This window comes from Pseudomonas cimarronensis (assembly GCF_049331905.1).
Taxonomy (GTDB): domain Bacteria; phylum Pseudomonadota; class Gammaproteobacteria; order Pseudomonadales; family Pseudomonadaceae; genus Aquipseudomonas.
In genome coordinates, this window is record NZ_CP186283.1 from 3,749,245 (window position 1) to 3,771,518 (window position 22,274).

Here is a 22,274-nt window from a genome sequence, read left to right on the forward strand (position 1 = left end):
AGGAAACAGAGGTGAACGCCGGCCCCGGTCAAGCCAGGGACGCGGCGCTGTAACCACAGCGGAAAATCGATTCAGACCGACACTGCCACGGCTTCTTCGGCCAGGGCACGCCAGTCCTCGCGCTCAGGAACACCCGGTTTGCGCGCACCGAACAGCTGCACCACCAGTTCGCCGTCAGCATCAAAGGCCTCCCAGCTGGTGATCACACCATCGGTACTGGGCTTGCGCACGCGCCACAGTTCAGTCACGCCCGTGGTCTTGAGATGCAGGTTGAACTCAGGGTCCAGCACATTGAACCAGGTGTCCATCCAGCGCAGGTTCTTCACCGGTCCGGAGTGGATCTGGATGCAGTGGCGGTTGCCGACAAACACCATGATCGGCACTTCCCGTGCACCAGCCTGCTCCATCAGCTTCGGCAATTCGCACACATCCAGCGGCTCGGCCCACTCACGCCCCGCCAGACGCAGTGCCTGGGTGCGGGTGGTGCCATGTTTTTTCAGCAAGGCAAAGAAATGGTGAGTGTCTTTCAGAGCAGACCAGCCCACACGCAAGGCATCGGCATCGATCACCTCATCAGCCAGGGCTGGAGTAGCCGACGGCAGAGGCTGCAGGTCAAGAGCAGCACTTTGCTCAGCTGCCGCAAAACGCTCCAGCAGCGGCTCCCAGGCTTGCAGTTGGCTGTCCTCGGTGAGGAACACCTTGTGTACCGCTGTGCCTTGGCGATCAAACACCTGAATGCTGCGCTGGGTGCCCTTGCCAGTTTGCTCTTCAATGGCAAACACACTGGCCCAGCCGCCGAGGAACAGGCGCAGGTCGATATCCGCCGACACTACCAACCCCATCTGACCATTGCCGGTAACAGTCACTTCGCGGTAGTAGCCCTTGCGCTCATGCACGCAATGCTCATTGCGAGTCAGCGCCATCACATAACCCAACTCACCCAAAGCGGGCAGCAGTTGCGCCCACTCAGGGCGCAAGCGCAGGGTATCGACCCCAAGCCGGCTGGCAACCAGCTCGGCCTCGCTGACCGCCAGACGCTCGGCGGCGTCACGTGCGCGCAGGCGCGGTTGCTCATTGCGCAGGACTTGCCAGGCCAGGTAGAGATCGTTGGTAGCCGCAATAGGCTGGGCATGGGTATTCATGGAAAGCTCCTCACTGGTAATCACCGGCTTGCCGTCAGGGCAAACTGGATCGGGATATGGACCCGGCTGGGCACGGCCTGGCCATCTGTGGTTTCAGGGTTGAAGCGCCATGCAGCAACAGCCTGCAACGCCGCACGATCAAGACTCTCAACGCCAGAGGAACGCAGCACATTGAGGCTGCGCTGCCGCCCCAGCTCATCCAGGCGCACCTCCAGCAGAACAACCCCCTGTTGATTCCGGCGGCGCGCCTGGGACGGATAACGCGGCTGACGCGGCGGCTCACGAAAACTCGGTTTGCTACTGAGCACTTCAGCCACAACGCGTGAACTGGCCGGCGTGGCTGGCTCAAGCAGAGCCGGTGCTGCAGCAACGGCCTGCCGGCTGGCGCTCTCAAGCGGAGCAGCCTGTGCGACCGGTTGCTTCGATGGCACCGATACCGGAGCAGGTTTCGGCTGAGGCGTAACGGCCGGCTTAACGGCCTGCACTGCCGCCGGCTTGCGCGGTAGCGCTGGTGCCGCCGGCATCTTGTTCTCAACCGGCGCTGGTGCCAGCAGCACAGCCGTGATGTGCTGCTGCGCGGCCTGAACACTGGCATGCGCGGCATTTAATTCCGGAGGTTGCGCAACGCCATACAGCAGCCAACCGGCGACATGCAGCGCCAGTGACAGCAGCAGGGAAAGCAGAAGACGAAGCATGCCGACGCGCACCATTTTAAATACGAATCTATTTGATAATTATTTGCATTGGCGTGTCAACATGGTTTAGCGTGCCGGCCGATGCCAACCCGGCGGTCAGAGTAACCGCCCGTATGTCCCTGGAGTCCCCATGCACAGAAGTCCTCCATTCGCCCGTCGTCCCTGGCTTGCCCTGTTGCTGCTTAGCCCTTCGCTGGCCCTAGCCGCCGAAAAAGCCCCCAATCAGTTCGATACAGTCACCGTCACGGCGACCCGCACTGAGCAAACCCTCGATCAGGTGCCCAGCACTGTGTCGGTGCAAACCGAGCGTGATATCGATCAGAAAAACGTGAAGAACATTCAGGATCTGGTGCGCTACGAGCCCGGCGTCACCGTCAGTGGCACCGGCAGCCGCTTTGGCCTGAGCGGCTTCAACATCCGCGGGATTGGTGGCAACCGGGTGCTGACTCAGGTGGACGGCACCAGCGTGCCTGGCGAATTCGCTTTCGGCCCATTTCAAAATGCTCGCCGCAATTACATCGATCTCGATTCGGTTAAGCAGGTGGAAATCATCCGCGGCCCAGCATCCTCACTCTACGGCAGCGATGCCATTGGCGGGGTGGTCAGCTTTCTGACCAAGGACGCGGCCGACTATCTTGATGAGGGCGATGACGTCTATGCCCGCCTGAAAACCGGCTATGACAGTTCAGATAAAAGCTGGCTAAAGAGCTCGACCCTGGCAGGCCGTGTTGGGCAGGTTGATGGAGTGCTGCAACTCAGTCACCGCAGCGGTCACGAAATCAAGACACACGGTGGCCAAGGCGGCATAGGTAACGCCAGGGGTGAAGCCAACACCCAGGACGTCACTGAAGAAAACCTGCTCGTTAAAGCCGGCTGGAACTATAACGACACCGACCGCCTGCAACTGGCCTATGAGCGCCTACAAAACGATGTGAATAGCGATGTTCTCAGTGAATACAGCTCATTCAGCTCGACGCCTACCTTTGGCATCATGCGCAGCAATGCATTGATCGACCGCAGCGAGGCCAAGGACAGTACAGACCGCGAACGACTCAGCCTGCAGCATCGTTTCGCTGTGGACCTTGCCGCCGTCGATACCATCAACTGGCAACTCAGCTACCAGGACAGTGAAATACGCCAACGAACAGAGCAGACACGCCGAGTCTGGAGCGCTGCCAATACTATTCCGACGCCACCACCTGGAACGCGGGAGCGCCAACGCACTCGGGACTCGCGTTACGAGGAAGACCTATGGAGCCTGAATGTACAGTTTGACAAGAGGTTCCAGACTGAGAATACCAGCCACACGCTCGTCTACGGCCTTGATGCCAAGCGCTTAGAAAACAGCAACTTGCGTAAAGGCGGAGAAATTTTCACCGATACAGGGGCCGACGTTCCCGTTTCCCCGACAGCGGAAAAACTACCACTCAGCGACTTCCCCGATCCAACCACCACTCAGTACGCATTCTTTATTCAGGACAGCATTGAAATTGGTCGCTGGACCCTGCTACCAGGGTTGCGTTACGACCACTACACACTTAAACCTGACGTTACACCTGAGTACCTCAATGCCAACCGCCAGGATCAGAATCCATCCAACTACAGCGACCACGCCATATCGCCAAAATTTGGCGTGACCTATGACATCGACGGCATCCATAGCGTCTACGGGCAATACGCCGCAGGTTTCAAAACCCCTGAAGCCGTGGATATCTACGGCGAATTTTCCAATCCTGGACACGGCTACCAATACCTCGCCAACAACAGCTTGAAGGCGGAGAACAGCGACAGTTACGAGATAGGTCTGCGCGGCAAATATGATCAGGGCAGCTTCTCCGTGGCGCTGTTCTACAACCGTTACAAGGACTTTATCGAACAAGTCACCACGGCAGACCCAACCGGCACTGGCCTGCTTACTTATCAACAGCAGAACCTCGACCGAACCACCATCCGTGGTGCCGAAGCCAAGGGCGAGTTGTTCCTTGAGCAGTGGGGGCTCAGGGGCTTCCGTGCAACGGGTGCTATTGCTTACGCGCGTGGCAAAGATCATGAAAGCGGCAACCCGCTGAACAGTGTCGACCCGCTGAAAGCGGTCATGGGCATCGACTACACCGCCCCAAGCAGCAACTACGGTGCAGGGCTGACCTGGACACTGGTTGCCGCCAAAGAACGGATCGACGACACCCAGGCAGCCGCTGCGCGAATCAACGAACAGTTCGCGCCCTCCGGTTACGGCACACTGGATCTCAATGGCTGGTGGCAAGTCAGCGAGCAGTTTTCGGTCAATGGTGGTCTGTATAACCTGACCGACAAGCAGTACTGGCAGTGGGGCGATGTTCAAGGGCTGGACAGCAATTCAGTCGCGCTCGATCGCTTTAGCCAAACGGGCCGCTATGCTGCGGTCAACCTGATCTGGGAAATCTGACCCGGCAACAGGTCTACCACGCGATTAACCCGTCGCGAAAAGCGTTCCACTTGGCGCAAGGATGCGCCCTCCTCTTTCACTTCCACGCCAGGGCGGCATAATGCCGGCCTGTCGGGGAGGTTCTTATGTTGCGTTTATGTGCACCGGATGTGTTGGCCGAGGGCCAGAGCCGGGGCTTCGAGATTGCCGGTGAAAAGCTGCTTGCCGTGCGCAAGGACGGCAAGCTGTATGCCTATCGCAATCGCTGCCCGCACCGCGGCATCCCGCTGGAATGGCTGCCCGACCAGTTTCTCGATCACAGCGCCAGCCTGATCCAATGCGCCACCCACGGCGCACTGTTTCTGATCGAATCCGGCGAATGCGTCGCCGGCCCCTGCGCCGGGCAATCGCTACAGGAGCTTGCCATCCGCGAGGATGAACAGGGCATCTGGGTCGAGCTAGCAGGCCGTTGAAAAACTATCTGCGTTGGCAATACTGCGTTAAAAACGGCCTCGGAATGCTCATTTACAGCCAGTAAACTCCGCTTCCTCGGCCGTTTTCGCCTTGTCTTGCCTGCCTCGCCTACGTTTTGCAACGGCCTGCTAAACGAAGCTTAAAGTCCAGCAGCCGCCAAGCGCTGCGCATGTTCGACAAACAGCTTGACCGGCTCGGCGCCCTTGCCGACCAGACCGAAGGTCTGATTGATGATGTCGAAGTGATCCAGCGGGTACTGATCACCGATCACCACGCCCAGGTGTGAGCTGTAGCGCCCGACCATGCCATCGCACTGCCCCGCTTCACGCTGAAAAGTTTTGGCAAATAGCCGGCAGGCAACATTCGGCCCATCGAAGCGGTTGCCACCTTTATTGGTGATACCCGGCTGCAGGGTGCCGGACCAGGAGTAGTAGCGCACGCCGTTGACCTCAGCCGCGCCCTCACCACCCCAGACCTCCGGCAAGCCCTGCGGGTACTGCGCATTGAAGGCCGCCACACCCTCGCGGGTCAGCGATTGCTGCGCTGCTGCGACATCCATCGGCAGTGGCTCACCTTTATAGCCGCGCTCCAGCCAGGCCATGCAACGGGCCACGCCACGCAGCAAGGCACTCAAGATGCGCTCACGCAGACTGCCGTGCGGGGCTTTGCGTTTGAGAAAGTCCGCCAGTTCCGAACCATGGTTGGGCCCGGCCACCGAAGTCACGGACGCTACCCACTCGGGTTTTAGTGCGGCCGCATAGCGTGCAGTGAGGGCGCCCTGGCTGTGGCCGATCAGATGGACCTTTTCTGCGCCAGTCTGCCGCAATACATCGGCGATGCGCAGCAGCAGTTGCTCGCCGCGCACTTCAGTGGAATGCACCGAAGACACCAGCACCGGGAAGACTTGTGCACCGAGGCGGCGCAGCGCCGTGACGATGCCATACCAATAGGGATAACCGAGCAGGCTGACAAAACCGAGTAAACCTGGCACCAGAATCAGGGGGTAACGGGGTGCAGTCGTGTTCGACATAGCCAACCATCCTTGTGTCATATCGCCGAGAAAGAAGTGCGAACCACAAAACGTGCCAGGGCCGCGTATTGGGTAGGCGAGCTGTGCGTGCCTGGCATATAGTCCCGGCTCCTCTTTGCGCTGCCATGACCATGCATACCATCGAACGGATTTACCCGAAGGACCTCAACCCGCAGAACCCGGATGACCAGGCCAGCCTGCATATTCACATGCAGCGCTACGAGTTCGCCGCCGACCACTTGAGCGGCCAGCGCGTGCTGGATATGGCCTGTGGTTGCGGTTATGGCACCGCCCTGCTGGCCCAGCGCAACCCTGACAAACAGATCACTGGCGTGGACATTGACCCTGCGGCCATTGCCTACGCCCGCGAGCATTACCAGCTGCCCAACCTGCGTTATGAATGCGCCGACGCCGAACAGTTCCATGACGCCGAGGGCTTCGACTGCATTGTCAGCCTGGAAACCATCGAGCACCTGCCGCGTCCGCAGCAACTGCTGGCCAACTATGCGCGTTTATTGGTGCAAGACGGCAAAGTGATTGCATCGGTGCCGATCACTCCAACCCTGGATGGCAATCCTCACCACCTGCATGATTTCAGCAAACGCAGCTTTTATGCGCTGTTCCGCCAGCACGGGCTGCATGCCCACCAGCACCTGGAGCAGATTCAGTGGTGGCAGTTCAAAGGATTATTTTCGAAACAGGTGGATCAACAGAAACAGCACCGCAGCGAAGGCGTCGGCAATGCCGTGCTGCTGTATTACCGCCAGCACCCGCTGTACCTGTTCAGTCGGCTGTATTCGATGCTGCGCTACGGCTTTAGCAATCGCTACCTGACGTGCGTGTTTACCCGCTGACCTTGTAGCCCGGATGTAAGCGCCCCGGATTGCATCCGGGCTACGGCGTACGTCCGTAGGATGAATGGTTCACGCCGTTAAGCGCCCACCGGCACGGCCTCGACCGGAGGCCGGCGGTAGATCCAGATACGTCTAAGCACCGTCCTGAACTGCCGCCACAGGCTGCCGTGGTTGTAGACCTGGCCATAACGCTCGGCAATCTCGCGCACCTCCACGGCCATCGCCGCATAGCGCCGCGCCGGCAGATCGGGGAACAGGTGGTGTTCGATCTGGTGGCTGAGGTTGCCCGTCAGAATATGAAACAGCGGCCCGCCATTCAGGTTGCTGGAGCCGCGCAACTGGCGCAGGTACCAGTGCCCGCGGCTCTCGCCGATAACCGACTCCTTGCTGAACACCGCTGCCTGCTCGGTAAAGTGACCGCAGAAAATCACCGTAAAGGTCCACAGGTTGCGGATCAGGTTGGCCGCGGTATTACCGGCGAGCACTGCCAGGGCATTGGCGCCGATCAGCAGCGCCAGCAGCGGAAAGAACAGGTAATCCTTACCCCACTGACGCAGTACCTTGGCGTTGAACTGTTTGATCAGCGGACGCACTTCGGCCTTGCTCAGCTTGCCCTTGTAGACCTTGTCCAGACGCAAGTGCTGGATCGCCACCGAGTACTGGAACAACAGCGCCTGAATCGTCACCCACAGCGGCTGCCAGCGGTAGAACGGCTTCCAGCGCTGCTCGGGAAACAGCCGCACCACGCCATAGCCGACGTCATCATCCATACCCAGCACATTGGTCCAGATGTGGTGCACATGGTTGTGGGTGTGCCGCCAGAAGTCGCTCGGCCCGGCGATATCCCACTCATAGTTGCGCCCGGCAAACTCGGGGTCATTCATCCAGTCGTACTGACCGTGCATGACGTTATGCCCCAGCTCCATATTCTCCAGAATCTTGCCCAGTCCCAGCAGCAAGGTGCCGAGCAACCAGGTCGGCGGAAACCAACCAAGCATCAGCAGGCCGCGCCCACTCCAGCAACAGAAACGTACCGCTGCGCGAATGCGGCGGATATAGCGGGCGTCCGCCTCGCCAAGCGAGGCCAGGGTGCGCTGGCGCAGCGCATCCAGCTCATGGCCGAATGCATCCAGCTCGGCAGCGGACAGGTGACGGTCAGCGCGCATGGGGTTACCTCGCAAGTTAAAGATCGATATCCAGATCAGCGTGGGGCGCGCTGACGCATAAACGAATCGGCTGCCCCGGTTCGCTGAACAGCGCACCACTGCGCATATCGCGCACCGTGCCACTGAGCAGAGTGCAGGTGCAGCTGGCGCAGATGCCCTGACGACAGCCATGGGCCGGCTGCAAACCCTGCGCTTCAGCCAGTTCCAGCAGGCTGCGCTGGTTATCGGCCTGCATCTGCTGATGACTGCGGGCAAAACCCAGGCGCACCGCACGCAGTCCCTCGACGGCATTGAATGCTGGCGGGGTAAAGGCCTCTACTTGCAGTGCTCCGGGCACCTGCGCGTGCTGCCACCAGTGTTGCACCTGGGCAACAAAGCCAGCCGGGCCACAGGCCAGCACACGGCACTGGTGCAGCGCGGTGACCGAGTGCAGATGCTCAGCCGTAAAGCGCCCGGTCAATTCTCCGGCTTCGGCAATGGCTGCCGTCAGCGACCAGCGCACCTGCAGGTTGCTGTACTGCGCCTGCAGCGCCTGCAATTCGCCAGCAAAAGCACGCTGGCCCTGCTCGCGCACGTAATGCAGCAGCGTGATCGGCGCACTGAAACCCTGCGCCAGCGCGGCACGCAGCAGGCCCAGCAGCGGTGTGATGCCACTGCCCGCCGCAAGCAGCAGCACAGCGTCCGGCTTCTCGGGCCAACTCAACTCGCCCTGCACCGGGCCCAGTTCCAGCACATCCCCCACCGCCAAGTGTTCCAGCAGGTAAGGCGACACCCGCCCACCCGCCTGATGCTTGATGGCGATCTGCACGCGACCATTGGCCTGCACGGCAGTCAGGCTGTAACTGCGGCTCAGGCGTACGCCATCACGTTCGAGGTACAGCTGCAGGTGCTGACCTGGCTGTGCGCCGCGCCAGTTGCCGTTGGCCTGCAAGGTCAGTTCGAGCATGTCATCGGCCACCCACTGGCGCTGGGTTACCCGGGCGAACACGCGGTTCAGACGCAATGCCGGGTGTAAGAGCACCAGCACGGCGTCGACATCGCTTTCGCGCAACCAGCCGTGCGCAACCAGCCATCGTAACGGCCCTAACAACCGTGAACAGGCGCGCACCCAGGCAAATGGGATCAGGGTCATGAGCGACTCCAGTGAACAATTGTTCACTAGACTGACAGAGCAGCCACCACTCAGTCAACACTCGTACACTCAAATACAACACACGCCGCGGTTCGACGTCTACAACGCCGCTTTGTTAGAGTGCGGTGCTGAACGCCATGCCGAGCCCTGAAGTTTGAAACCACTACAACCGCGCGCCGAACAAAAACTGCAAACCCGCCACGCCCTGATGGACGCCGCCCGCAGCCTGATGGACAGCGGCCGTGGCTTTGGCAGCCTGAGTCTGCGCGAAGTGGCGCGCTGCGCCGGTATCGTGCCGACCGGTTTCTATCGACACTTCGACGACATGGATGCCCTTGGCCTGGCCCTGGTGGCCGAAGTGGGAGAGACCTTTCGCGAAACCATTCGCCAGGTACGCCACCACGAATTCGAACTGGGCGGCGTGATTGACGCCTCGGTGCGCATCTTCCTCGACGCCGTGGCGGCCAACCGCTCGCAGTTTCTGTTTCTCGCCCGTGAACAGTACGGTGGCTCGTTGCCGGTGCGCCTGGCCGTAGGCGCTTTGCGTGAACGTATCACCGCTGACCTGGTGGCGGATCTGGCGCTGATGCCCAAGCTGCAGCACTTCGATACGCCAGCACAGAACGTGCTGGCCGACCTGGTGGTCAAGACCGTATTCGCCACCCTGCCCGAACTGATCGATCCGCCCGCCCGCGCCCTACCACGGCATGCCACCCCCGAAGCGAAGATGATCGAGCAGCTGCGCTTTATCTTTATCGGTGCCAAGCACTGGCAAGGCCTGGGCCAGCACAACGACTAAACGCACCACAACTGCGCACACAATTCGTGCACGCACCAAAGCGCAGCCCTCAATGCCCAATACTTAGGCACGACACCCACCGTACAGCCCGCATCATGCGGCCAGGCAGCAGTTTGGCAAGACCCTTGCTCTATAACTGGCATTGAACTGCCGGAAACTGCCCCATGTTGGTGATTCACCGCCGTATTGCCGCCCAGCCCAACTGGGACGCCGAACTCGAACTGAGCTTCGAGGCCCGCAGCAAAAGCCGCCTGCGCTGCTTCAGCCGCACCGGCGAGGATGTCGGCCTATTCCTCGAACGCGGCCAGCCGGCGCTGCACGATGGCGAATGCCTGCAAGCCGAAGACGGCCGCATCGTGCGCGTACTCGCCCGACCCGAGCCGCTGCTGCACGTCACCTGCGCCAACCCTTTCGAACTGATGCGCGCCGCCTACCACCTGGGCAACCGTCACGTGGCCCTGCAACTCGGCGATGGCTGGCTGCGCCTGCCGGATGACTACGTGCTCAAAGCCATGCTCGAGCAGCTCGGCGCCACGGTGCAGCTGATCGAAGCGCCCTACCAACCCGAGCAAGGGGCTTACGGCGGCGGCCATCACCACTCCCATGCCGGCGATGCCGAATTCAGCTATGCGCCACGCCTGCATCAATTCGGTGCGCGCAAGTGAATAACGCCTGGCAGTTGTTGAGGCTCGCCAGCCCGCAGCTACCGATTGGCGGCTACAGCTATTCCCAGGGCCTGGAAATGGCCGTTGAACAGGGCCGAGTCGATAGCGCCGAGAGCGCCCAGCGCTGGATTGCCGATCAACTGTTGCTCAACCTGGCGCGCTTTGAAGCGCCGCTGTTGCTTGCCCATTGCCAGGCTGCTTCCGACGAAGACTGGGCCCAACTGCGCCACCTCGCCGAACAGCAACGCGCCAGCCGCGAAACCCGCGAGCTGCGCCTGGAAAGCCGGCAGATGGGTTACTCCCTGCAGCAGTTGCTCAGCGGTCTGCCGGAACTGGACTCGCCAGCGCAGCAGCTATTCAACGAACTTGAAGAACCCGGCCTGGCTGTGGGCTGGGCACTGGCAGCACGGGCCTGGCAGATCACGCCAGAAGATGCCCTCGCCGCCTGGCTCTGGGGGTGGCTGGAAAACCAGCTGGCGGTGCTGATGAAAACCCTGCCGCTAGGTCAACAAGCCGCCCAGCGTTTGACCTCAGAGCTGCTGCCGATGCTCGACCAGGCGCAGCGCCACGCCAGTGAACTACAACCCGAACACTGGGGCAGCGCCGCCTTCGGCCTGGCCCTGGCGAGCATGGCGCACGAGCGTCAGTACAGCCGTTTATTCCGTTCTTGATGATAAGGAAGACTTGAAGATGAACAGCCAACCCCTGCGTGTCGGCATCGGTGGCCCGGTCGGCTCCGGCAAAACCGCCCTGACCCTGGCCCTGTGCCTGGCCCTGCGCGAGCGCTACAACCTGGCGGTGGTGACCAACGACATCTACACCCAGGAAGACGCGCAGTTTCTGGTGCGTAACGAAGCTCTGGTGCCGGAGCGGATCATCGGCGTGGAAACCGGCGGTTGCCCGCACACCGCCATCCGCGAAGACGCCTCGATCAACCTGGAAGCAGTCGACCAGCTCAACCGGCGCTTTCCGGGCCTGGACCTGATCATCGTCGAGTCCGGCGGCGACAACCTCTCGGCCACCTTCAGTCCGGAGCTGTCGGACCTGACCATCTACGTGATCGACGTATCTGCCGGAGACAAGCTGCCGCGCAAAGGCGGTCCAGGCATCTGCAAATCCGACCTGCTGGTGATCAACAAGGTCGACCTGGCACCACTGGTCGGCGCCTCACTGGAGGTGATGGAGCGTGACACCCTGAAGATGCGCGGCGACAAGCCGTTTGTCTTAAGCAACCAGAAGATCGGCCAGGGGCTTGATCAGATCATCGCCTTTATCGAACAGCACGGCATGCTCAACGCAGCCTGAGAACCTGCTTACGATCTGCTGCGCGTCGGCCATTCGGCGTTAAAAACAGCCTCGGAATGCTCATTTACAGCTCGTAAACTCCGCTTCCTCGGCTGTTTTTGCCTTGACTGGCTCTAGCTCGCGAGATCGTAAACAGGTTCTAAGTACAACCCATTCAGTCAAGGAGACACCCCATGAACCTGCGTAAATCCCTGTTCGCCCTCGCCCTGTTTCTCAGCCCCGCCGTGGCCTTCGCCCACGCTGGCCACGATCACTCCGGACTGATGGCCGGCCTGACGCACCCGGTATTCGGCCTCGATCACCTGCTGGCGATGCTCGCCGTTGGTCTATGGGCCGCGCAGCAATCCGGCGCGGCGCGCTGGGCGCTGCCGCTGACCTTTGTTGGCACCATGCTGATTGGCGGCCTGCTGGGCTTTAACGGCCTGGAAATTCCGCTGATGGAAACCGGCATCGCCGCTTCGGTACTGGCGTTTGGTCTGCTGGTGGCCGTCGCCATCCGCCTGCCAATGGTTATTTCCATCGCCCTGACTGCACTGTTCGCCCTGACCCACGGCGTCGCCCACGGTTTGGAGCTGCCGGAGTTGGCCAGCCCATGGGGCTATGCCGCAGGCTTCGTGGTGGCCACCGCCGCTCTGCACGCCAGCGGTTATGCCCTGGTGCGCCTGCTGCCCCAGGCCGCTGCACCGGTGGTGCGCGTACTCGGCGCGGCTTCAGCCGTGACCGGCGCCTGGCTGCTGGCAGGCTGAGTTGCAGGTTCGGGTGGACGGTCAGCGTCCGCCCGCATCCGCCACGCCAACCATCCCTGACCGCAAAGGTCGCTAGGCTGGCGCATTTCGCCTCTCGTATGGCCTTCATGGCTTTGTCATAGTCGAAGTGTATTCAAGCTCATCCCTGACTGCCCTGGACCCTGACCATGCTACGCGTTGCCCGCTTTCTCTCTGTTCCACTGCTGTTGCTGGCCATCGCCATCGGCGTACTGGCCCTGACCAGCACACCAGCCCAACCCACCGCAATGCTTAGCCGCTTTGCCGAGCAACCGCTGGTGATTGCCCACCGCGGCGGCAAAGGCCTGTGGCCGGAGAACAGCCTGTTTGCCTTCGAGCGTGCCAGCGCGCTGGGTGTCGATATGCTGGAGATGGACCTGCACCTGTCCAGTGACAGTGAGCTTGTGGTGATCCACGACCGCACACTGGATCGCACCACCAATGGCGAAGGCCCGGTTGCCGCGCTCAGCCTGGCGCAGCTGCAAGCACTGGACGCCGGCTACCGCTGGAGCGCCGATGGCGGCCAGAGCTACCCTTACCGTGGCCAGGGCGTGCGTATCCCGACCTTTACTGAGGTGCTCGAACGATTCCCCGATATCGCCAAGGTGATCGAGATCAAGGTGCCGGATGTCGGTATGGAAGCGCAGTTATGTGACGCCCTCACCGCCCACCAGCAGCGCGACAAGGTGATTGTTGGCAGCTTCTATGACCGCAGCCTGCAGCTGTTCCGCGAACAGTGCCCGGGCGTGGCCACCTCCGCTGGCCCCGGCTCGGTGCGCCTGCTGGTGGCACTCAATTGGGTCGGCCTGGGCAACCTGCTGTCGCCCTCCTACCAGGCGCTGCAGATTCCCGAGGCCCACGATGGCCTGCACATTGCCAGCCCGAGCTTGCTCAAGACCGCCACACAACGTGGGCTGAATGTGCAGCTATGGACCATCAACGAACAGCCGGACATGCGCCGTCTGCTCGACCTGGGCGCTCACGCGTTGATCACCGATTACCCGGACCGCGCCCTGCAGGTACTTGGCCGCTCGACGCAGATCAGCGCTCTGGAAACCGAATAGCCCACTGTATAAGAAATCGCCGGAGCGATTTTTGACGTCGCTCCGCAACAGCCCCGAAGGGCTGACCGCCAAGGATGGCGCTGTACAAAAAACAACCTACCGCGTTCAGGCCACGCCCGCTGTGGCCTCAACACAAGCGCGCGCAGCTTATCCACAGATCACTCCACAGCAACCTGGGATAAGTTATCCGCCGGGCGCCGCAGCGCTGCGGCAAACCCTTGAAATAACGCGATTATTGCTTGACTCGAAGCACTGAAAATGACGTATTGCAAGGCCGCGGCGAACTGTTCAAAAAACGATCAAGTGGCGCAAAACCAGGTTCTGTAAGCCCTTCAGCCAGGCATACCAGAGTTATCAACAACTCTACCCACAGTAGCCGTGGACAACTTTAGCGCTACCCCACAACACCCTGAATAACCAGGCTAACTTGTTGTTTTAACGATAAATAAACGGCTGATCAAAAAACGCACAAAGCTCGCAAGAAGCCGCACGACTAAGCCTGCAAGCGCCTACGCCCACCTTATCCACAGCTCACTCCACAGTCTTTGTGCACAAATGCGCAAGCTCTGCCGCAGTGGCTGTGCATAACGCCAAAGCGGCTTGCGACTATGGGCCCCATCAAAACAATCAACAGCCCAGCCACCGGGTACAGGCGTAACGTCACTCCATCGCCCCAGGAGATACGCCCATGCCGCTCAATGACCTGTTACGCAGCCTGCTCGCCGCCTATGCCAGTGGCGCCAGTGGTAGCAGTAACGACTAGTCTCACGACAGAAAAGCTGCCGCTTCCGTGGGAGGGGCCGGGCGGCGTTCCGCTTCAGTCGCGACGCTTTCAGCGCTCCATCGGGTCAATCGCAGCTAAAGCCTCTCCCACATCGCCTGCCTGTCTACCGACAGATCAAGGGCGATGCCGCACTCGCAATACCGCCGCATCTGCATAGCATTTGCGGCCGATTTTTTCGTGCTCTGCGGCAAAACAAGGTTTGCCGCCTATGGCTGATGCCTGCTGACTCACGTATAAATCTGCGCACCATCGCCTGCAGTCCTGCCTGGCGATTCGTCCCCCAGAAACCACAGAAAGGAATCCGCCCCATGGCCGGCGCTAGCCTGTTAACCCTGCTCGATGATATTGCCGCCGTGCTCGACGATGTGGCGGTAATGACCAAAGTCGCCGCGAAGAAAACCGCTGGCGTACTCGGCGACGACCTGGCCCTGAATGCCCAACAGGTCAGCGGCGTACGCGCAGACCGTGAGCTGCCGGTGGTCTGGGCGGTGGCCAAGGGCTCGTTCAAGAACAAGCTGATTCTGGTGCCTGCCGCCCTGCTGATCAGCGCCTTCGCGCCCTGGGCGGTGACGCCGCTGCTGATGTTTGGCGGCGCCTTCCTCTGCTATGAAGGCTTCGAGAAGCTCGCGCACAAGTTCCTCCACAGCAAGGCCGATAATCAGGCGCAGCATCAGGAACTGCTGCAGGCCGTGGCCGACCCTGAAGTGGACATGCTGGCGTTCGAGAAGGACAAGATCAAAGGCGCAATCCGTACCGACTTTATCCTCTCGGCAGAAATCATCGCCATCACCCTGGGCACCGTGGCCCTGGCCAGCTTCGGCAAGCAGGTCGCGGTGCTCTCGGGTATCGCCCTGCTGATGACGGTTGGGGTGTATGGCCTGGTGGCGGGGATCGTCAAGCTGGATGACGCCGGCCTCTACCTTAACCAGCGTGATGGCGACGGCCTGGGCAGCCGCCTGCAACGCAGCATTGGCCGCGGCATTCTGTTTACCGCGCCCTATATGATGAAAACCCTGTCGGTTCTCGGCACCGCGGCGATGTTTATGGTCGGCGGCGGCATCCTTACCCACGGCGTACATGCCGCGCAGGCGTGGATCGACCAGTTGGCGCAAAGCGTGGCGGCCAGCAGCGGCCTGCTCGCGGCCTTGCTGCCAACCCTGCTGAATGCCGTCGCCGGGATCATCGCCGGCGCCGTGGCCCTGCTGCTGGTCAGCCTGGCCACGCGCGTGTGGAAAGTGATCAAGCGCTAACTCGCCAACGGCAGCACCGTCACCTGCACCTCAGGGTCGTGGCTGCCGCCGCCGAGGATCACCCCGCGCAGCGGTGAAACATCGGCAAAGTCGCGGCCCCAGGCCAGGGTGATATGTTCCAGCGCCGGGCGGATATTGTTGGTTGGGTCAAAATCCACCCAGCCCTGCTCTGGGCAGAACACCGAGACCCAGGCGTGCGAGGCATCCGCGCCGATCAGCCGGGGCTGGCCGGGCGGCGGCTGAGTGAGCAGGTAACCACTGACATAGCGCGCCGCCAGGCCGCGTGAACGCAGGCAGGCGAGCATCAGGTGGGCGAAGTCCTGGCACACACCGCGGCGTTCCTCCAGCACCTGTAACAGCGGCGTCGCCACCTGAGTGGCGGCGGCATCAAAGCTAAATTCGCTGAAAATCTTCTGCATCAGCCCATCCACCGCCGCCAGCAGCGGCCGGCCGGGGCTAAAGCAATCCGCCGCATAGTCGCTGAACACCTGTTTGAGGTGCACATAGGGCGACTCGAAGCGGAAACGCGTGGCCTCAAGAATGCCGGGCAGCAGCGTCTGGCCGCTGTAGCGCAGCGCCGTGCAGGCATCTTCCCAGGGCGGTGACGCCTGCAGATCCAGCGTTGGCCGCGCCAGCACTTCGACCTTGAGCCGCGCGCTGACCATAAGCTCATCATGCGGACGCTCAAACACCAGGCGGGTCAGCGGGTTGCCGAATACGTCCAAAGCATCCTGACGCTGGCAGGGTTGTGGGCTGACCAACAGCTGCTGTTCATGATTGCGCTGCCAGGGGCAGGCGCGCGGCCACAGGTGGGCCAGCTGCTGGGCCAGCGATACCGGCGCGGCATAACGGTAATGGGTGTCATGCAGAATCTGGTAGAAGGCGCTGCTCATGAGGATTGCGTCCGCTGACTGGCGTCGACATGGGCAAAGAAACGTAGCCCCAGGCGATCGGAAATCTCCGCACTGGCCTGGCTGATGCTGCTGAGCAATGCCGCCAGACCGTCGAGCACGTCCTGCACGCTACCAGCACCGAACAACGGGTTCTCCAGGCTGGCCAGGCTGAAGCGCAGCAATTGCCCTTCCAGGTGTTTCAGCCGACGCTCGCTGGGCAGCTCGAAACGCTCGCCCAGGCGCGCCAGCGAGCGCAGTAAAGTACGCACCTGAAACAGCACGGCATGCGGGTTCTGTTCATCCAGCAGCAACAGGTCGAGCACCGGAATCAGCTGCGCCGAGGCCAAGTAACGGGTGCGGTAGGTGATGCTGCTGTTGCCCAGTTCCAGCAGCCACGCCAGAGCCGACTGATCCTGCGCCGCGCTGCTGGTGAGGAAGTTGGCCAGGCTGTCGCAAAGAAACTGCAGACGTTCGATACAGCGGCCAATCATCAGAAAACGCCAGCCGTCATCGCGGGTCATATCGTCCAGGGCAAAGCCTGAGAGCGCCGCCAGCGACAGCAGCAGGCGGTCGAGAAAATCCAGCAACTCGCCAAAGTCGGCCTGCTCGCTGCTCAGTGACTGGGCCTCACGCTGCAGTTCGAGCAGAGCCTGCCAGTTGGCCTGAGACAGCTTGCCGCGCACGCTACCGGCCACCCACTGCAGGCGCTGCAGATTGCTACGCAGGCTGTGTGGCCAGTCTTCGCCGAGCAGCGCTTCAAGCAGGCGCTGCTGCAACTCGCCGCTGTCGGCATCCGGCAGCAGACCCAGGCTCTCGGCCAGGTTCAGGGCGGTTTGCAGCGCTTGCGGATCATCGTCGTCATCCACATAGCGCGCCAGCATGATGCGCAGCAGCCGCGCACCGTCTTCGCAGCGTTCGCTGTAGCGACCGAACCAATAGAGGTTTTCCACCACCCGCGAAGGCAGGTAGGGGTCGCTGCGCACCAGATCGGCCACACCCAGCGGGCGCAGCCATTGCCAGGGTTCGCCGCCGGCATGCCGTTCACCCAGCACCCAGGTGTCCTTGCTCGCACCGCCGCGCTGCATCGACACCACTTCGGCGTCGGCTTCGGCGGCAACCCGAGTCAGGCCACCGGGCATCACCCGATAGCCCTCGGCGCTGGCCACGGCAAACACCCGCATGCCAATGGCTCGCGGCGCCAGCTGGCCTTCTTCCGGCTGCCAGACCGGCGCCTGCGACAGTTGCGCCAACGCCTGCGCAACATAGGCATAAGGCCGCGCCTTGAGGCGTTCGGCCAATTCGGCACGCTGCGCCTCGTCCAGATCACGGCCAAACACCGGAGCAAAACTCTGCGAAGGAAAGCTGGCGCGCACCAGCAGCTCGTCGAGCTGCTCCAGAGCCTTGTCCAGCACCGGCGGCTCGCCGCACCACCAACTGGCGATAGAGGGCAGCAGCAGTTCTTCGCCCAGCAGTTTTTCTGTGATGGCTGGGAGAAAGCCCGGCAAACCGGGGGATTCCAGCACACCACTGCCGAGGGCATTGGCCACCAACACATGGCCCTGGCGCACCGCTTCGAGCAGGCCGGGCACGCCGAGGGCCGAGTCGGTGCGCAATTCCAGCGGGTCGCAGAAGTCATCATCCAGACGGCGCAGTACCGCATGCACGCGGCGCAGGCCAGCCAGGGTTTTCAGGTAGACCTTGGCATCACGCACGGTCAGGTCGCTGCCTTCCACCAGCGGATAGCCGAGCTGACGCGCCAGGTAAAGGTGCTCGAAATAACTCTCGTTAAAACGCCCCGGCGTCAGCAGCACCACCAGTGGCGTCTCGCCGCCTGCAACAGGGGCCTGGCGCGCCAGGGTGTCCTGCAGGGTGCGGAAGAAGCCGGCCAGGTATTGCACGCGCAGGTCGCGGTACAGCTCGGGAAAGGCGCGGGAGACGATCTGCCGGTTTTCCAAGGCATAACCCGCGCCAGACGGCGCCTGGGTGCGGTCGGCGGTGACCCACCAGCGGCCATCCGGGGCGCGGGCCAGATCCACCGCATACAGGTGCAGGTAGGTGCCGCCAGGCGGCTGTACGCCCTGGCAGGGCCACAGGTAGTTGTTGTGGCCGAACACCAGCTCAGCCGGCAGCAGGCCATCGGCCAGCAGCTGTTGCGGGCCATAGAGATCGGCCAGCACGCTGTTCAGCAAAGTGGCACGCTGCGCCACGCCAGCGGCGATCTGCTGCCACTCTTCGGCGGGAATCAGGTTGGGCAGCAGGTCCAGCTCCCACGGCCGGTCGGCGCCATCGGGGTCGGCGTAGACGTTATAGGTCACGCCGTTTTCCTGAATCTGCCGCGCCAGCAGAGCCTGACGCTGCGCCAGCTGCGCCGGGCTACTGCGCTGCAGACGCTCCAGCAACAGGCGCCAGTGCGGACGCACCTGACCGTCTGCGTCGAACAGTTCGTGGTAAGCCCCTGGCGTCAGGGGGTAGTCGGCAAGCAGGTCGGGCATGGCAGGCTCGATAAAAGGCATTTCGTATGCGCGGCTAAACCAGGCGCAAATCCAGGGTCATAGGCAGTTCATTATTGTTGATCGGAGCCAGTGTCGGGCGCTTGCCGGGGCTGTGGCCCAAACGGAAGAAGCGCGCCAGCCGCCGGCTCTCCGCCTCGTAGGCATTCACCGGCAAGCTGTCGTAGTTACGCCCGCCGGGGTGGGCGACATGATACTGGCAACCACCCAGAGAACGGTTCATCCAGCTGTCCAGCAAATCGAAGACCAGCGGTGCGTGCACTTCAATGGTCGGGTGCAGGCAATTGGCCGGCTGCCAGGCGCGGAAACGCACACCGCCGACAAACTCACCGACTTTGCCGGTGGGCCGCAGTGGCACCGGCACGCCATTACAGGTCAGCACATAGCGGTCACTCGGCAGGCCGCTGAGTTTGACCTGCATGCGTTCCAGCGAGGAATCGACATAACGCACCGTACCACCGCCCCCACCCTCCTCGCCCAGCACATGCCAGGGTTCCAGGGCCTGACGCAGCTCCAGCTCGATGCCCTTGACGTTGAAGTCGCCGGACTTGGGAAAACGGAACTCGAAGTGCGGGGCAAACCACTCGCTGTGCAGGCGATAGCCGCAGCCGTCCAGCTCCTGCAACACGTCGGCAAAATCCTGCTCGATAAAGTGCGGCAGCAGGTAACGGTCATGCAGCTCAGTGCCCCAGCGCACCAGCCGTGCTGGCTGATAGGGTTCGCGCCAGAAGCGCGCGATCAGCGCGCGAATCAGCAGCTGCTGAGCCAGGCTCATCTGCGCGTGGGGCGGCATCTCGAAGGCACGCAGCTCCAGCAGGCCGAGACGCCCGGAGGCGGAGTCCGGCGAGTACAGCTTGTCGATACAGAACTCGGCGCGGTGGGTGTTACCGGTCACGTCCACCAGCAGGTTGCGCAGCAGGCGGTCGACCAGCCAGGGCTGGCAGTCGCGGCCAGCCTCGGGCATTTGCGCGAAGGCGATTTCCAGCTCGTACAGCGCATCGTTGCGCGCTTCATCAATACGCGGCGCCTGGGAGGTCGGGCCGATAAACAGGCCACTGAACAGGTAGGACAGCGACGGGTGGTTGTGCCAGTAGCTGATCAGGCTGCGCAGCAAATCCGGCCTGCGCAGAAACGGTGAGTCCGCTGGCGTCGCGCCGCCGAGAACAAAGTGATTACCGCCGCCAGTGCCAGTGTGACGGCCATCGATCATAAATTTCTCGCTACTCAGGCGACACTCGCGGGCCTGTTCGTAGAGCAACTCGGTGCGCTCGACCAGCTCAGCCCAGCTGGCAGCCGGGTGGATATTCACCTCGATCACGCCGGGGTCCGGGGTTACGCGGAAGAATTGCAGACGCGGGTCCAGCGGCGGCTCGTAACCTTCCAGCAGCACCGGGCACTTCATCTCTGCAGCAGTGGCTTCGATGGCCGCCACCAGTTCCAGGTAATCTTCCAGGCGCACCAGCGGCGGCATAAACAGATAGAGCTTGCCGCCCCGCGGCTCGGCGCACAGCGCGGTGCGCACCACACCGGCAGCGGACTGACCCAGCAGCGGACGTTTGTTCGTGCTGGTCTGGCTGCCCGACCAGACACCGCGCGACTGCGGTTTGATCTGCGCCGCTGCCGGCAACGGGGCGAATTGCTGGCTCGGGTCTTCGGGAGTGATGTAGGGATAATCGGCCTCACTGACCCAGGGTTGCGAATCCAGCGGCAGGCGGTAGCCCATCGCCGAATCGCCCGGTATCAGCCGGCAATGCTCATCACGCAGAAACCAGCTGCCACTCTGCCAGCCCAGCTGCTTGGCCTGCCGGGCCAGCGGCAGGATATGCCCGACGACCTTATCCAGCCCCTGTTCGAACACCTTGCGCAGCCGTTCGCGCTCCAGCGGATCGGCCAGACGTGGGTCTTCGGCGCTAACGTTGATCGGCAGCCTGCGCTCGCGCCACAGGTAGTAGAAGCGGTCCTCATAGGCCGGCACGCAGTATTTGGCGTCCACGCCCAGGCGCTCGGCGAGCAGGGTAAGAAAGTCGGCGGCCTTGGCCGCATCGACGCCATAGTCTTTTTGTTCATCGGCATACAGCGCCGGGTTGTGCCAGATCGGTTCGCCGTCACGCCGCCAGTAGGCATTCAACGACCAGCGCGGTAGCTGCTCGCCGGGGTACCACTTGCCCTGACCGAAATGCACCAGCGCACTCGGCGCGTAATGCTCGCGCAGGCGATGAAACAGGTCGCTGGCCAGGCGGCGTTTGTTCGGCCCCAGGGCAGCGGTGTTCCACTCCGGATCATCCGGGTAGTCGAGGGCGACAAAGGTCGGCTCGCCGCCCATGGTCAGACGCACGTCCTGCTCCTGCAGGTCCTCATCGATCTTTTGCCCGAGGTCGACAATCGCCTGCCACTGCGTCTCGCTGTATGGCTTGCTGACCCGCGGCGCTTCCCAGATACGCTCCACCCACATCTCGTGACTGAACTCGCATTCGCACTCATCCACACCGCCGCTGATTGGCGCCGCCGAAGATGGCTCGGGGCTGCAGGCCAGCGGGATATGGCCTTCGCCGGCGAACAGACCGGACGTCGGATCGAGGCCGATCCAGCCGGCGCCTGGCAGATAAACCTCGCACCAGGCATGCAGATCAGTGAAGTCCACCTCGGTGCCGGAGGGGCCGTCGAGGGATTTCACATCGGCTTTCAGCTGAATCAGGTAACCGGAAACAAAGCGCGCCGCCAGGCCCAGATGGCGGAACAGCTGCACCAGCAGCCAGGCCGAATCGCGGCAGGAACCGGAGCCTTTTTCTAGGCTTTCTTCCGGGGTTTGCACGCCCGGTTCCAGACGAATCAGGTAGCTGATATCAGTTGCAAGACGCTGATTGAGTGCCACCAGAAAATCCACGCTCGGCAGCGGCGTGCGCTCGATGCTGGCCAGGTATTTGGCGAACAATTTCCCGGCTGGCAGTTTGACCAGATAAGGTGCCAGCTCCAGCTGCTCGCCCTCGGTGTAGGCGAAGGGGATTTTCTCGGCGTAAGGCTCAAGGAAGAAATCGAAGGGGTTGAACACCACCATCTCGGCGACCAGATCGACCTCGATCTTCAACTCACGGGTCTTTTCCGGAAACACCAGGCGCGCCAGGTAGTTGCCCTGGGGGTCCTGCTGCCAGTTGATAAAGTGCTCGCCCGGCTCGACCTTCAACGCGTAGGACAGCACCCGAGTACGGCTGTGCGGCGCAGGACGCAGGCGCACGACCTGCGGGCCAAGATTGACCGCGCGGTCGTAGCGATAGTGGCTGACATGGTGCAAGGCGATATGGATCGACACAGCGGGCCTCCTGCGAGCCTGGGCGATAACCCAGCA

18 protein-coding genes are annotated in these 22,274 nt (G+C 62.1%); 10 read left to right on the forward strand and 8 right to left on the reverse strand.

The annotated features are described in order from the left end of the window. Nucleotides 1-71: 71 nt before the first annotated feature. Together ACOCLD_RS17530 and ACOCLD_RS17535 are read right to left on the reverse strand one after the other, a co-directional pair. Nucleotides 72-1,142, reverse strand: a complete 1,071-nt coding sequence (locus tag ACOCLD_RS17530; protein WP_422910081.1) for a hemin-degrading factor — start codon at nucleotides 1,140-1,142, stop codon at nucleotides 72-74. A 20-nt stretch (nucleotides 1,143-1,162) separates the two neighbouring features. Then, nucleotides 1,163-1,837: an energy transducer TonB gene (locus ACOCLD_RS17535; protein WP_422910082.1), complete on the reverse strand. Its 675-nt coding sequence runs from the start codon at nucleotides 1,835-1,837 to the stop codon at nucleotides 1,163-1,165. Nucleotides 1,838-1,967: 130 nt separating this feature from the next. Here ACOCLD_RS17535 and ACOCLD_RS17540 point away from each other — a divergent pair, with 130 nt between their 5' ends. Further along, a complete protein-coding gene (locus ACOCLD_RS17540; protein WP_422910083.1) occupies nucleotides 1,968-4,262 on the forward strand; it encodes a TonB-dependent hemoglobin/transferrin/lactoferrin family receptor in 2,295 nt (764 codons plus the stop codon). Between the two features lie 125 nt (nucleotides 4,263-4,387). Next, nucleotides 4,388-4,714, forward strand: coding sequence for a Rieske (2Fe-2S) protein (locus ACOCLD_RS17545; protein ID WP_422910084.1), 327 nt, complete (start codon nucleotides 4,388-4,390; stop codon nucleotides 4,712-4,714). 140 nt (nucleotides 4,715-4,854) lie between these two features. Here the strand turns inward: ACOCLD_RS17545 and ACOCLD_RS17550 are convergent, their stop codons facing one another. Beyond that, complete coding sequence (locus tag ACOCLD_RS17550) at nucleotides 4,855-5,745, reverse strand: esterase/lipase family protein (RefSeq protein ID WP_422910085.1); 891 nt, start codon at nucleotides 5,743-5,745, stop codon at nucleotides 4,855-4,857. Between the two features lie 125 nt (nucleotides 5,746-5,870). On the opposite strand from ACOCLD_RS17550, the gene ACOCLD_RS17555 reads away from it, so the two are divergent. Further along, on the forward strand, nucleotides 5,871-6,599 hold the full coding sequence (locus ACOCLD_RS17555; protein WP_422910086.1) for a class I SAM-dependent methyltransferase: 729 nt from the start codon (nucleotides 5,871-5,873) through the stop codon (nucleotides 6,597-6,599). A 77-nt stretch (nucleotides 6,600-6,676) separates the two neighbouring features. On the opposite strand, the gene ACOCLD_RS17560 is transcribed toward ACOCLD_RS17555, so the two are convergent. Both ACOCLD_RS17560 and ACOCLD_RS17565 read right to left on the reverse strand, forming a co-directional pair. Then, nucleotides 6,677-7,765: a fatty acid desaturase family protein gene (locus ACOCLD_RS17560; protein ID WP_422910087.1), complete on the reverse strand. Its 1,089-nt coding sequence runs from the start codon at nucleotides 7,763-7,765 to the stop codon at nucleotides 6,677-6,679. 16 nt (nucleotides 7,766-7,781) lie between these two features. Next, nucleotides 7,782-8,897, reverse strand: coding sequence for a ferredoxin reductase (locus ACOCLD_RS17565; protein ID WP_422910088.1), 1,116 nt, complete (start codon nucleotides 8,895-8,897; stop codon nucleotides 7,782-7,784). A 208-nt stretch (nucleotides 8,898-9,105) separates the two neighbouring features. On the opposite strand from ACOCLD_RS17565, the gene ACOCLD_RS17570 reads away from it, so the two are divergent. The 7 genes from ACOCLD_RS17570 to ACOCLD_RS17600 all read left to right on the forward strand — a co-directional run bounded on the left by ACOCLD_RS17570 (nucleotide 9,106) and on the right by ACOCLD_RS17600 (nucleotide 15,528). Then, nucleotides 9,106-9,696, forward strand: coding sequence for a TetR family transcriptional regulator (locus tag ACOCLD_RS17570; RefSeq protein ID WP_090256045.1), 591 nt, complete (start codon nucleotides 9,106-9,108; stop codon nucleotides 9,694-9,696). Nucleotides 9,697-9,860: 164 nt separating this feature from the next. Further along, nucleotides 9,861-10,361, forward strand: a complete 501-nt coding sequence (gene ureE, locus ACOCLD_RS17575; protein WP_233686479.1) for an urease accessory protein UreE — start codon at nucleotides 9,861-9,863, stop codon at nucleotides 10,359-10,361. Beyond that, the gene (locus ACOCLD_RS17580; protein WP_422910089.1) at nucleotides 10,358-11,032 is read left to right on the forward strand and encodes an urease accessory protein UreF; all 675 of its coding nucleotides are present in this window, start codon (nucleotides 10,358-10,360) and stop codon (nucleotides 11,030-11,032) included. Before ureE ends, ACOCLD_RS17580 begins: the two co-directional genes overlap by 4 nt. A gap of 19 nt (nucleotides 11,033-11,051) precedes the next feature. Then, nucleotides 11,052-11,666, forward strand: coding sequence for an urease accessory protein UreG (gene ureG / locus ACOCLD_RS17585; RefSeq protein ID WP_422910090.1), 615 nt, complete (start codon nucleotides 11,052-11,054; stop codon nucleotides 11,664-11,666). Nucleotides 11,667-11,839: 173 nt separating this feature from the next. Further along, the gene (locus tag ACOCLD_RS17590; RefSeq protein ID WP_422910091.1) at nucleotides 11,840-12,412 is read left to right on the forward strand and encodes a HupE/UreJ family protein; all 573 of its coding nucleotides are present in this window, start codon (nucleotides 11,840-11,842) and stop codon (nucleotides 12,410-12,412) included. Nucleotides 12,413-12,579: 167 nt separating this feature from the next. Further along, on the forward strand, nucleotides 12,580-13,494 hold the full coding sequence (locus ACOCLD_RS17595) for a glycerophosphodiester phosphodiesterase (RefSeq protein WP_422910092.1): 915 nt from the start codon (nucleotides 12,580-12,582) through the stop codon (nucleotides 13,492-13,494). A 1,092-nt stretch (nucleotides 13,495-14,586) separates the two neighbouring features. Continuing rightward, nucleotides 14,587-15,528, forward strand: coding sequence for a DUF808 domain-containing protein (locus ACOCLD_RS17600; protein ID WP_422910093.1), 942 nt, complete (start codon nucleotides 14,587-14,589; stop codon nucleotides 15,526-15,528). On the opposite strand, the gene ACOCLD_RS17605 is transcribed toward ACOCLD_RS17600, so the two are convergent. Genes ACOCLD_RS17605 through ACOCLD_RS17615 form a run of 3 tightly spaced genes read right to left on the reverse strand, consistent with a single transcriptional unit; the run spans nucleotide 15,525 to nucleotide 22,238 of the window. Next, on the reverse strand, nucleotides 15,525-16,421 hold the full coding sequence (locus tag ACOCLD_RS17605; RefSeq protein WP_422910094.1) for a transglutaminase family protein: 897 nt from the start codon (nucleotides 16,419-16,421) through the stop codon (nucleotides 15,525-15,527). The genes ACOCLD_RS17600 and ACOCLD_RS17605 overlap by 4 nt on opposite strands. After that, a complete protein-coding gene (locus ACOCLD_RS17610; protein WP_422910095.1) occupies nucleotides 16,418-18,913 on the reverse strand; it encodes a circularly permuted type 2 ATP-grasp protein in 2,496 nt (831 codons plus the stop codon). Before ACOCLD_RS17610 ends, ACOCLD_RS17605 begins: the two co-directional genes overlap by 4 nt. Before the next feature lie 34 nt (nucleotides 18,914-18,947). After that, nucleotides 18,948-22,238, reverse strand: coding sequence for a DUF2126 domain-containing protein (locus tag ACOCLD_RS17615; RefSeq protein ID WP_422910096.1), 3,291 nt, complete (start codon nucleotides 22,236-22,238; stop codon nucleotides 18,948-18,950). Nucleotides 22,239-22,274: the final 36 nt, after the last annotated feature.